The following is a 12,223-nucleotide window of genomic DNA, read 5'->3' on the forward strand; positions in this document are numbered from 1 at the left end:
AATCCGGGCGGATGACGAAGGAGGTCAGCCGCCTCTGATCAGCTGATCGCCACCCTCCGGGACCGCCGCGAGAGGGTGCGCGCCACCGCCCGGAGGTGACCGGAATCACCCCCGGCTCGGCCGGACGCCTCAGGCGTGGACGGGGACGGCACCCTCCTCGCGAGGAGTCTCCGCCCCGGCGGCCGGGCCCACGCCGCGGATCAGCGCCGAGCAGTCGCCGATCGCGCCCGCCAGCAGCTCACGGAGCAGCCTGTCCGGATCGGGGATGCACGCCTGCACGATCCCGACCACCGAGAGCTGGACCGCGTTGGGCGCGGCGTAGCGGCGGAAGCCCTTCTCGGTGATGCGCGCCGCCCGGCTGAACCGCCTCGCCTGCTCGGCCGCCTGCGGCACCTGGGCCATCGCCTCCCTGCTGCGCTCGCTCATCCGCCCTGACGGCGCGCCGTCGAGCCTGGCCAGCATCTCCTCGGCGGCCAGCACCGACACCGCCAGGGCGAGCTGGCGCTCGGCCGCCGCCACCGGCAGCGCGGTCGTCGCGCAGCGCAACGCGAGCCGCGCGTCCACGCGAAGGTCGTCACCGGCCAGGCCGATGATCGACGGGACGAGGTCGACGAGCTCGGCGCGACTCTTGTCGCCGACATTGTCGTTGACCAGGCGGGCGAGAGCGGCCAGCAGCGGGTGCGTGCAGGCCGGGTGATCGCTCCACCGTTCTCCGGCTAGGTAGGACGCCAGCTCCATGAAGCAGGCACCACGTTTCGGGTTTCGATGCCTACCTCGGGACAGAACCGGCATGTGATCTAGGTTGTTGTCCACGGGTGCTCCACTTCCACGGATCGCCGTCCTTCCAGTCTGCGCCGTCGGCCGCGCGGACGCCAGTGATGGGTCCGGCACCGGGTGAAACCTCCGGCCTGGACCGCGGCACGGCGGGTGCGACAACGCGGGCGGAACGTTGATCAAAAGGTGACGCGACGGCGGACGGCCCCGTGCTAGGTTGCCGACGACTTTCCCGACGTGAGCACCGCGGGGCGCATCGGAGATCTCCGCCGCGGGCTCCTCACTCTTATGGGGGCCGATGGTGAGGAAGGCGCTACTGCTCGTGGTCGCGGCGACGCTGTGCTGGGCGCTGCCCGCCTCGGGCGCGCTCGCCGCCGCCCAGGACACGGGTCAGGCCGCGAGCCAGGCCGACGGGCGGGTGGCCTTCATCGGAGTGCCCGGCCTGCACTGGGACGACCTCGACCCGGCGATCACCCCGCACCTGTGGCGGCTGGCCGGGCAGAGCGGGCTCGGCTCGGTCTCGGTCAAGACCCTGGGCACCGTCACCTGTCCTCACGACGGCTGGCTGACCGTCTCGGCCGGGGTGCGGTCCGCCGTCGGCCACGGCTGCGGCCTGCCGCCCGAGCCCGCCCCACAGGGCACGGGCGCGACGGTTCCCGGCTTCGCCGACCTGCTCGGCGAGCGCGACGGCACCTACGCCGGCACCCTCGGCGAGGCCGTGCACGCGGCCGGCCAATGCACCGCCGCGGTCGGCCGGGGCGCCGCCCTGGCGCTGGCCGACCGCAAGGGCTCCGTCGACCTCTACGCCGCCGACCCGGCCGGCCTGACCGACTGGTCACGCTGCAAGGTCGTCGCCGTCGACGTGGACGAGCTGATCAGCCCCTACCTGACCGACGGCCGGCTGCCCAAGGAGCCCGACGCCCTCGGCCCCGCCCGCCGCGAGCAGGCGGTGCGCGCCGCCGACGCCGAGGTCGGGGCGGCCCTCGCCAGGATCCCCGCCGACGCCGAGGTGGTGCTCGCCGGGATCGGCGACCACGGCTCGGTGCCGCATCTGCGGGTCGTCATGTGGAAGCGGCCCGGAGCGGCCGGAGCGTTCGTCGGCACCACGTCCACGCGGCGCGAGGACATCGTGATCCTGCCCGACATCGCGCCCACCGTGCTGACCGCGGCCGGCGTCGCCATCCCGCCGACCGTCATCGGCTCGCCGTGGGCGCTCGGCCGCACCGCCGGTCTCGACGAGGCCGCCGCCGACCTGCGCAGGGCCGACCTGGCCGGCACGACCGTACGGCTGACCACCGGCGTGTTCTTCACCGCGTTCGCCATCAGCCAGGTCGTGTTCTACGTGATCGCCTACCTCCTGCTGGCGCGGCGCAGGCGGCCGATGGCCGTCGGAGTGGTCGCGCTCGGGCTCGCCTCCGTCCCCGTCTCGACGTACCTGGTCAACCTGCTGCCCTGGGCGCGGGGCGACCAGCCCGCGGTGGCGCTGGTCGGCGGGGTGGTCGGCCTGGCCGGGCTCATCCTGCTGGTGGCGATGGCCGGGCCGTGGCGGCGCCACCCGCTGGGGCCGCCCGCCGTGGTCGCCGGGGTCACCGCCGCCGTCCTGGTCGGCGACCTGCTCACCGGCACGCCCCTGCAGTTCAACAGCCTGATGGGCTACACCGCCGTGGTCGGCGGGCGCTACCACGGGCTGGCCAACATCCCGTTCGCGCTGCTGGCCACGGCCGTGCTCATGGTGACCGCGGTCGCCGCCGACCACCTGGTGCGCGCCGGGCGGCGTCGGCTCGCGGTGACGATCGTCGCGACGCTGGGCGTGGCGGCCATGCTGCTGGCCGGCTGGCCGGGCATCGGCAGCGACTTCGGCGGCGTGATCGCGTTCGTCCCGGGCATCGCCGTGACCGCGCTGCTCGTGGCGGGCAAGCGGGTCTCACCGGCGAAGCTCGCCGGGTTCTGCGTGCTGGGCGGCCTGGCCGTGTCGGTCATCGCGGTGCTCGACCACCTGCGCCCGCCCGCCTCCCAGACGCACCTGGGCCGGTTCGTCGGGCAGGTGATCGAAGGGACGTTCCTGCCCATGATCGGCCGCAAGCTCGGCGCCATGCTCAACACCATGCTCTCGCCCAACCTGATGCCGATCGTGATCGTCGGCCTGGCGTTCCTGGTCTTCGCGCTGCTGCGGCCCGGGCAGGCCAGCGCGGGCCTGCTGCCCCAGGCGTTCGCTCGGGCCCCGATGCTGCGCGCCGGTCTCATCGGGGCGCTGGTCAGCGGCGTGGTCGGGATGCTGGTCAACGACTCCGGCACGGCCGTCCTGTCGATGGTCGTGGCGCTGGCCGTGCCTCTGGTCCTCTACGCCGGGCTGCGGCTGCCGGAGCAGACGCAGCCGCTCGGCGGCGAGCCGGCCGGGCCGGGTGAGCCCGGTGAGCCCGGCAGGTCCGGTGAGCCCGGCAGGTCCGGTGAGCCCGGCAGGTCCGGTGAACCGGCGCCGCTGGCCGATCCCGTGCCGGGCAAGGCCTGACCGCGGCCCGATCAGAGTCTGAAATTTTCCTTTAGTTCATCGCCAAGTCTTGAAAACAATAGCCACGGGCGATTGAGTTCGGTCGTGCAGACCCTCCGTTACGCGGCCGTGGCCGCCGCGCTCGTCTTAGGCGTCGCGGCGCCCGCGTCGGCCGATCCGCAGCCCCCCGCAGAGGACGCGCTCACCGCGTCGTCCTACCCGCCCCCCTCGACCCTGCTCGCCGCCGCCTCCGGTGAGCGGCTGGAGACGGACCGGAAGACCCGGCCCGTCGCCCCCGGCATCTCGCTCACCTCGTTCGACCGCTACGACGCGCTCGGCTGGCTCCGCGCCGACGCGCTCACCGCCGACCTCGGCAGCGCCAAGGCCGACTACGTCTATTCGGGCGAGGTGTCGAAGACCGAGCCGCTGTCCGGCCCGGCCAACCGCGCTCGCGCCGTCGCCGCCGTCAACGGCGACTTCTTCGACATCAACAACTCCGGCGCCGCCCAGGGCATCGGCGTCCAGAACGGCTCGCTCGTCCAGTCGCCCATCGCCGGACACGAGAACGCCGTCGCGATCACCGGCGACGGCGTGGGCCGGGTGCTGAAGATGTACTTCGAGGGCACCGCCACCCCCGCCGGCGGCTCCCCGATCACGCTCACCCAGTTCAACCAGCTCGTCCAGGCGGGCGGGGCCGGCCTGTTCACACCGCTGTGGGGCTCCTACTCGCGGGCCCGCGCCGTCGAGGGCGCCACCGCCGTCACCGAGGTCGAGCTGGTGGACGGGGTCGTCACCGAGGTACGCCAGGCCGCCGGCAGCGGCCCGATCCCCGCCGGCACCACGATCCTGCTCGGCCGCGACGCCGGTGCCGCCGCCCTGGCCGCGCTCAAGACCGGCGACCGCGTCGACGTGACGTACCGGCCGAAGGCGTCAGACGGCGGCGCCGTCAAGGCGGCGGTGGGCGGCAACTACGTCCTGGTCAAGGACGGCGTGGTGCAGAAATCGGCCGACCCGGCCGCGCATCCGCGCACCGCGGTCGGCTTCTCCGCCGACGGCCGGACGATGCACCTGCTGACCGTGGACGGCCGCCAGGCCGACAGCCGCGGCGTCACGCTCGACGAGCTGGCCGAGCTGATGGCCGAGCTGGGCGCCGCCAACGCGCTCAACCTCGACGGCGGCGGCTCCTCGACCCTGCTCGCCCGCGAGCCCGGCTCCGCCGAGGCGCAGGTCGAGAACAGCCCGTCCGATGGCGGCGAGCGGCACGTCCCCAACGGCCTGGCCCTGTACGCGCCCGAGGGCAGCGGCAAGCTGAAGGGCTTCTGGCTGGAGACCGCCACCGACCCCGCCCGCGCGCCCGGCGCCTCGCCCGTCGCGGGCGGCCGCCCCGACCGCGTCTTCCCTGGCCTCACCAGGCGGCTGACCGCCGCCGGATACGACGAGACGTACGGCCCCGCCGCCGGAACGCCGTCCTGGAACGCCGCGCCGATCGCGCACGGCGTGATCCGCGACGGGCGGTTCCACGCCCTGGTGCCCGGCCAGACGACCGTCACCGCCTCCCGAGGCGACGCCAAGGGCGCCCTGGAGCTCACCGTGCTCCAGCCCCTGCGACGCCTCGGCATGACCGCCGACCGGGTCGGCCTGCCCGGAGCCTCCGGCACCGCCACGTTCGGCGTGGTCGGCTACGACCGCAACGGCAACTCCGCGCCCATCGAGCCCGGCGACCTGACCCTGTCCTACGACCGCGACCTGTTCGAGGTGACGCCGTCGGAGCACGGCTACTTCACCGTGAAGGCCAAGCGGGACACCGGCTCGGGCCTGATCACCGCCAAGGTGGGCAAGGTGAGCGCCGCCGTGCCCGTCACCGTGGGCTTCGAGGACAGACCGGTGGCCGACTTCGAGGACGCCGGCTCCTGGGCCTTCGCCGCGGCCCGGGCCACCGGCTCGCTGTCGGCGGCGCCGGGACAGAGCGGGGGCGGGCTCAAACTGGCCTACGACTTCACCCAGTCCACGGCGACGCGGGCCGCCTACGCCAGCCCGCCCCGGCAACTGGAGATCCCGGGCCAGCCGCAGGCGTTCGGGATGTGGATCCACTCCACCGGCAAGGGGGAGTGGCCCAGCCTGGAGTTCTACGACGCGCTCGGCCAGTCGCAGATCCTGCGCGGCCCCTACATGACGTGGACCGGCTGGAAGTTCGTCGAGTTCGCCGTGCCGGCGGGCGTCGAGCACCCGCTCCGGCTGCGCCGCTTCTACGTGGCCGAGACGAAGGCCGACCAGAGGTACACCAACGAGATCCTGATCGACGGGCTGGTGGCCAAGGTGCCGCCGTCGGTCGAGACGCCGGCCGTGGCCAAGGTGGCCGATCCGGTGGTCCGGCCGGAGGTGGCCGGGATGCCGTGGCGGTTCGCGGTCATGTCGGACGCCCAGTTCGTCGCGCGCGACCCGGACAGCGACATCGTCCGCAACGCGCGCCGCACGCTGCGCGAGATCAAGGCCGCCGCGCCCGACTTCCTGCTGATCAACGGCGACCTGGTGGACGAGGCGTCGCCGGCGGACTTCGCGCTGGCCAAGAGGATCCTCGACGAGGAGCTGGGCGGGACACTGCCCTACCACTACGTGCCCGGCAACCACGAGGTGATGGGCGGCAGGATCGACGACTTCAAGGCCGTGTTCGGTGACACGTACCGGACCTTCGACCACAAGGGCACCCGGTTCGTCACGCTGGACACCTCGCGGCTCAATCTGCGCGGCGGCGGCTACGAACAGGTCGCGCTGCTGCGCTCGCAACTCGACGCGGCGGCCCGTGACGCGTCGGTTGGCTCGGTGGCGGTGGTCTTCCACGTGCCGCCGCGCGACCCCACGCCCGGCAAGGGCAGTCAGCTGGGCGACCGCAAGGAGGCCGCGCTGGTCGAGGGCTGGCTGGCCGACTTCCAGCGGACGACCGGCAAGGGCGCCGCGTTCATCGGGGCGCACGTCGGCACCTTCCACGCGGCGCGGGTCGACGCGGTGCCGTACGTCATCAACGGCAACTCGGGCAAGAACCCGGCCACGCCCGCGGACGACGGCGGGTTCACCGGCTGGTCGTTGTGGGGCGTGGACCCGGTGAGCGCCCGGGAGGCCGAGCACGTCCGGCGCAACTGGTTCGTGGACGCGCCCACCTGGATCGGCGCCCAGATCCGCCCGCACGTGGACGAGCTGACGCTGACGGCGCCGGCCTCGCTCCCCGTGGGCGGCACCGCCTCGGTCACGGCGACGGTGCGGCAGGGCGCCCGGACGGTGCCCGCCGCCCATCCCGTGTCCGTGCGGTGGTCCGGCTCGGCCGGCCTGCACGTCGGCTCGCGTTCGTCGGCCGGGAGCCGGCACGTCGCCGTCCTCGACCCGGACACCGGCACGCTCACCGCGCTGCGCGCGGGCCAGGTCACGGTCACCGTGACGGTCAGCGGCGTGGAGCGCGAGGCGGTGATCGCGGTGGCGGCCAAGGCCGCCGCCTGACCTGACGGCGATCCCATCGCCGGTGACGGGTGATCCAGACGCGCACGCGGGTAGGGGCGGGCGAGATCCGGCCGGAGAAGGGAGAGCACGCGTGGGTACGGGGGCGCTGTTGCGGGAGGCGCTGCGGGCCGAGCTGCCCGCCGCCGAGAGGCTGAGGCGGGAGCTGCACGCGCAGCCGTGCCTGTCAGGGCAGGAGGGGCCCAGCCTCAAGCTGGTGCTCGACGCCCTGACGGGCGGGCTCGTCGAGTACGTGGCCGACACCGGCGCCGTCGTCAGGATCGGCGGGCCGGGACCGTCGGTGGGCGTGCGCGGCGAGCTGGACGCGCTGCCCATCGCCGAACGCACCAGCGTCACCTGGGCCTCGGCGAACGGCGCCATGCACGCCTGCGGGCACGACGTGCACCTGGCCGCCGTCGTCGCGCTGGCCCGCGCGGTGGACAAGGTCCGGGCCGCCGGGGAGTCCTGGCCCGGATCGGGCGAGAACGGCGAGGCCTGGGGGCCGCGGAGATCCCCGGTGGCCGGTCCGGGACCGGCCACCGTGGCTCCGCTGCTCGTCGTGCTGCAGCCCCGGGAGGAGGGCTTCCCATCGGGCGCCTACGACGTGGTCGAGTCGGGAGTGCTCGACCGCCACCAGGTCCGCGCCATGATCGGCGCGCACGTGCAGCCCGTGCTGCCCGCTGGCATGGTGTCCTGCACGCCCGGCCCGGTCAACGCCTCGGCCGACGAGTTCGAGCTGACGATCAGGGGCTCGGCGGGGCACGCCGCCTACCCGCACCTCGCCCGCGACCCGGTCGTGGGCCTGGCCCAGGTCATCGCGGCCGCGCAGCAGCTCGTCAGCCGCGTCGCCGACCCGATGGTGCCGACCGTGGTCACGTTCGGCACCATCAACGCGGGGACGGCGCCGAACGTCATCCCGTCCAAGGCCACGGCACGGGGGACGTTGCGGGCGATGTCGGAGCGGTGGCGCTTCGAGCTGCACGACCGCTTCACCCAGCTGGTCGAGGACGTGGCGAGGGCGTACGGCTGCCACGCGGAGGTGCGGGTGCTGCCCGGCGAGCCGGTGCTCGCCAACGACGAGGACCTGGCCATGCAGGCGGGAGAGCTGCTGCGGCACAGCGGCAGGACCGTCACCGAGGAGCTGCGGTCGTGCGGAGCCGACGACTTCGCCTACTACGCGTCGGTCGCGCCGTCGCTGATGATGTTCGTCGGGGTGGACACGGTGTCGGGGCTGCACAGCGCGGAGTTCCTGCCCGGCCCGGGGGCCGTCGCGGACGTGGCCGAGGCGTTGCTGGCCGGCTATCTCACGGCGGCGGATCGTCAAGAACCCGGGGTATGACGTCCTCCAGCAGCCTGACCAGGGTCTCCTCCAGGAACTCGTGCACCTGGTGGCGGGTCAGCCGGCCGCGTTTCAGCCACTCGGCCGAGGTGGCCTCGGCCATCCCGCTGAAACGCCCTGCGCTTCGGCCGCCTGCTGGGAGAGACCCTCGCCGGACAGGCCGGCACCGCGACAGCGGGAGAGGCGGCCCCAGCCCTCCAGGAAGCACTCGGCGCACCGGACGGGGTGGACGCGGCGGTCGCCGCCTGGGAGCGGCGGCGCGACCGCGAGTGCCTGGAGACGTTCTACTGGACCGAGCGCACCGGCCGGGCCGAGCCCGTCGGGCCGCTGGACGTCGAGATGCGCCGCGCGCTGCGCGCCGACCCGGCCCTCATGCGGCGCTTCCTGGACGTCTACTCGCGCATCGTCCGGCCCGGGGAGGCGCTCACCACGCCCCGCCTGGCCGGCTGGACGCTGCGCGCGCTGCTGCGCCCCGGCACCGACCGGGCCGGCCTGCTCGCGTACGTCGCCAGGACGGCGCGCGAGCTGCGCCTGGAGCGGGCGACGCTCAGGTCACCACCCGGAACGTCTGATGCGTCATCGCGGGCGTCACCAGTGTCCTGACCACCTCCAGCTCCACCGGCGCCCGCCCGTCGCCGAACAGCGGCAGCCCCTCGCCGAGCAGCACGTGCGCCACGTGCAGCCGCAGCTCACCGACCAGCCCGGCGGCCAGCGCCTGCCGGCACACGTCCACGCCGCCGACCACCCACACGTCCCGGTCGCCGGCCGCCGCCCGCGCCCGCTCCACCGCGCTCGCCACTCCGTCGGTCACGAACGTGAACGTCGCCGGCGGCTTGACCAGCGGCTCGCGTCGCTGATGGGAGAGCACGAACACCGGCCACGGGAACGGCGGCGCCTCCCCCCACGGCTCCAGCCCCGCCCGGAACATGCCCATGCCCATCACGTAGGCGCCCGGCTCGCGGGCGAACTCGCCGGCGACCTCCAGGTCCGCCTCGGCCTCGCTGAAGATCCACTCGTGCAGCCGTCCCAGATCACCACCCGGTCCGGTGGCGAACCCGTCGACCGACACCGTCATGTTCAGCACGACGTCACCCATGTCGCTCCTCTCGTCGTCCGGTTGACCGTCCTGGTAGACCGCGAACGGGCGGAGAACTCATCGCTGACGTGAACCGGACGAGCCTTTAGGCTCTCCGGCGATGGAACGCGAACAATTCACCCCAGGTTCCGGCCGTCTCGACCCGCGAGCGGCCCTGTGCTCCGACGCCCCCGCCCTCGATCTGAACGGCACCTGGCGGTTCCGCCTGTCACCCACGGCCGGTATGTCCCCGGCCTTCGCCGAACCCGGCTACGACGACTCGGCCTGGCACGACCTGCCCGTGCCGTCGCACTGGCCGCTGCACGGGCACGGCGCCCCCGCCTACACGAACGTCTCCTATCCCTTCCCGCTCGACCCGCCGCGCGTGCCGGACGACAACCCGACCGGCGACTACCGGCGCGCCTTCGACCTGCCGCACGACTGGAGCGGCGGCCGGCTGCGCTTCGAGGGCGTCGACTCCTGCGCCAAGGTCTGGCTCAACGGCCACGAGCTGGGCTTCTCCACCGGCAGCCGGCTGCCCGTCGAGTTCGACGCGGGCCCCTACCTGGTGCCGGGACGCAACGTGCTGGCCGTGCGCGTCCACCAGTGGTCGGCCGCGAGCTACCTGGAAGACCAGGACATGTGGTGGCTGCCGGGCATCTTCCGCGACGTGACGCTGACCCGCTCGGCCGCCGACGTCTTCGTCCACGCCTCCTGCACCGGCGGCCGCGGCACGCTCTCCTTCGACGGCTCCGGCCGGCTGAGCGTCCCCGAGCTCGGCGTCGCCGACCTGCCGGCCGGCACCGAGATCACGCTCGACGTCGAGCCGTGGACCGCCGAGACGCCCCGCCTCTACGACGCGGTGGTGACCCTGCCCGACGAGTCCGTACGGCTGCGCGTCGGCTTCCGCACCGTCTCCATCGAGGACGGCGTCCTGCTGGCCAACGGGCGCCCCCTGCTGCTCAAGGGCGTCAACCGGCACGAGTTCCACCCCGAGCACGGCCGAGCGGTGCCGTACGAGACCATGCGCGAGGACGTGCTGCTGATGAAGCGGCACAACGTCAACGCCGTCAGGACCAGCCACTACCCGCCGCACCCCGCCTTCCTCGACCTCTGCGACGAGCTCGGCCTGTGGGTGATCGACGAGTGCGACCTGGAGACGCACGGCTTCGGCCAGGTCGACTGGCGCGGCAACCCCGCCGACGACCCCCGCTGGGCCGAGGCGTGCCTCGACCGGATGCGCCGCATGGTCGAACGGGACAAGAACCACCCCAGCGTGATCATGTGGTCACTCGGCAACGAGGCGGGCGTGGGCCGCAACCTCGCCGCCATGGCCGCCTGGACCCGAGAGCGCGACCCCTCGCGGCCGATCCACTACGAGGGCGACCCCTCCTGCGCCGACACCGACGTCTACTCGCGGATGTACGCCACGCACGCCGAGGTCGAGGCCATCGGGCGGGGCGCGGAGGAGCCGCTCGCCGACCCCGCCCTCGACGCGCGGCGCCGCGCGATGCCGTTCCTGCAGTGCGAGTACGCCCACGCCATGGGCAACGGGCCCGGCGGGCTGGCCGAGTACCAGGAGCTGTTCGAACGCCATCCGAGGCTGGCCGGCGGGTTCGTCTGGGAGTGGATCGACCACGGCCTGGCGCACCCGGTCCTGGAGTACGCCTACGGCGGCGACTACGGTGAGCCGCTGCACGACTCGAACTTCGTGGTCGACGGGCTGGTCCTGCCCGACCGGACACCGTCGCCCGGGCTGCTCGACCTCAAGAAGGTGTTCGAGCCGGTCCGGCTCGAGTTCACCGGCGACGCGGTGCGGATCGTCAACCGGTACGGCTTCCGCGACCTCTCGTCGCTGGCCTTTCTCGGCGTCGTCGAGGTGGACGGGGTGCCGGTCAGTGAGTTCACGCTCGACGTGCCGGCCACCGGAGGCGAGGCCCTCTTACCCGCCCTGCCCGGCGCAGACGGCAGTGAAGGACGCGACGGTGAGCGCTGGCTGACCGTTCGCGCCGTGCTGGCGGCCGACGAGCCGTGGGCCGGGGCTGGCCACGAGGTGGCCTGGGCCCAGTCCCGCCTGTCACCGCCCGTCCCCGCGCCGACGCCGGGCGGAGCGACCGGTCCCGCGAACCCGGTCCCGACCCCGGCCTCGGACACGGCAGTCGCCGGTCCCGCGAACCCGGTCTCGGACGTGGCGGCCTCCGGTCCGGGAAATCCGGTCCCGGCCTCGGTCGTGGGGGCGGGTGGGCCGGGCGTCGGCGTGGGGGAGGTGGTCGTCGGCGGCGGGCACTTCGACCCCGCCACCGGGCGGCTGGTGCGGTTGTTCGGCATGGAGGTCGAGGGGCCGCGGCTGGAGCTGTGGCGGGCGCCGATCGACAACGACCGCTACGGCGGGCTGGTACGGACCTGGCGGCGGCTCGGCCTGCACCGGCTCACCCACCGGGTGGACTCCGTGGAGACCGGCGACGGCCTGGTCGTGCGCACCAGGGTCGCGCCCGCCGCCACCGACCTCGGCCTGCGCGTCGACTACCGGTGGACCGAGGTGAACGACGGCCTCGGGCTGACCGTGGACCTTGTCCCCGAGGGGGAGTGGGCCGAGCCCGTGCCGAGGATCGGCGTCGTCATGGCGCTGCCCGCGTCCTTCGAACGGGTCACCTGGTTCGGACGGGGCCCCGGCGAGGCGTACCCCGACACCGGCCTGGCCGCGAGGGTGGGCAGGTGGTCCGCCACCGTCGAGGAACTGCAGACGCCGTACGTCTACCCCCAGGAGAACGGTCACCGGGCCGACGTCCGCTGGGCCGAGCTGACCGGCTCCGGACGGGGGCTCCGGGTCACCGGCGACCCGGTGTTCGGGCTGACCGCCCGGCGCTGGACCACGGCCGACCTCGAACGCGCCCGCCACCGCCCCGACCTCGCTCCGGGCGGGCGCGTACACGTCAACCTGGACCTCGCCCAGCAGGGCGTCGGGACCGCGAGCTGCGGCCCCGGCACCCTGCCCCGGTACGACCTCAGGCCGGCGGAGACGACCTTCCGCCTCAGCTTCAGGCCGGTCTGACCTCCCCGC

The 12,223-nt window shown here is 73.9% G+C and carries 8 protein-coding genes; 5 read left to right on the plus strand and 3 right to left on the minus strand.

Annotated elements, in window-relative coordinates; all coding sequences use genetic code 11:
• Nucleotides 1-129 precede the first annotated feature (129 nt).
• Complete coding sequence (locus tag AC5L3X_RS19690; protein ID WP_494858618.1) at nucleotides 130-738, minus strand: hypothetical protein; 609 nt, start codon at nucleotides 736-738, stop codon at nucleotides 130-132.
• A gap of 337 nt (nucleotides 739-1,075) precedes the next feature.
• Between AC5L3X_RS19690 and AC5L3X_RS19695 the strand changes: the two genes are divergently transcribed.
• The 3 genes from AC5L3X_RS19695 (at nucleotide 1,076) to AC5L3X_RS19705 (ending at nucleotide 8,087) form a co-directional block, all read left to right on the plus strand.
• Nucleotides 1,076-3,283 (plus strand): hypothetical protein, encoded by a 2,208-nt coding sequence (locus AC5L3X_RS19695; protein ID WP_494858620.1) that lies wholly within the window; start codon nucleotides 1,076-1,078, stop codon nucleotides 3,281-3,283.
• An 84-nt stretch (nucleotides 3,284-3,367) separates the two neighbouring features.
• Nucleotides 3,368-6,751 (plus strand): phosphodiester glycosidase family protein, encoded by a 3,384-nt coding sequence (locus AC5L3X_RS19700; RefSeq protein ID WP_494858622.1) that lies wholly within the window; start codon nucleotides 3,368-3,370, stop codon nucleotides 6,749-6,751.
• Between the two features lie 91 nt (nucleotides 6,752-6,842).
• Entirely contained in the window at nucleotides 6,843-8,087 is a 1,245-nt protein-coding gene (locus AC5L3X_RS19705; protein WP_494858624.1) for a M20 metallopeptidase family protein, read from the plus strand.
• On the opposite strand, the gene AC5L3X_RS19710 is transcribed toward AC5L3X_RS19705, so the two are convergent.
• A complete protein-coding gene (locus AC5L3X_RS19710) occupies nucleotides 8,053-8,190 on the minus strand; it encodes a hypothetical protein (RefSeq protein ID WP_494858626.1) in 138 nt (45 codons plus the stop codon). The two genes, AC5L3X_RS19705 and AC5L3X_RS19710, sit on opposite strands and share 35 nt — an antisense overlap.
• Nucleotides 8,191-8,312: 122 nt before the next feature.
• Between AC5L3X_RS19710 and AC5L3X_RS19715 the strand changes: the two genes are divergently transcribed.
• A complete protein-coding gene (locus tag AC5L3X_RS19715) occupies nucleotides 8,313-8,690 on the plus strand; it encodes a hypothetical protein (RefSeq protein ID WP_494858628.1) in 378 nt (125 codons plus the stop codon).
• Here the strand turns inward: AC5L3X_RS19715 and AC5L3X_RS19720 are convergent.
• On the minus strand, nucleotides 8,635-9,183 hold the full coding sequence (locus AC5L3X_RS19720; protein WP_494858630.1) for a dihydrofolate reductase family protein: 549 nt from the start codon (nucleotides 9,181-9,183) through the stop codon (nucleotides 8,635-8,637). The two genes, AC5L3X_RS19715 and AC5L3X_RS19720, sit on opposite strands and share 56 nt — an antisense overlap.
• A 100-nt stretch (nucleotides 9,184-9,283) precedes the next feature.
• Between AC5L3X_RS19720 and AC5L3X_RS19725 the strand changes: the two genes are divergently transcribed.
• Entirely contained in the window at nucleotides 9,284-12,214 is a 2,931-nt protein-coding gene (locus AC5L3X_RS19725) for a glycoside hydrolase family 2 TIM barrel-domain containing protein (protein ID WP_494858632.1), read from the plus strand.
• The last annotated feature ends 9 nt before the right edge of the window (nucleotides 12,215-12,223 follow it).

Source organism: Nonomuraea sp. CX421 (genome assembly GCF_059358955.1).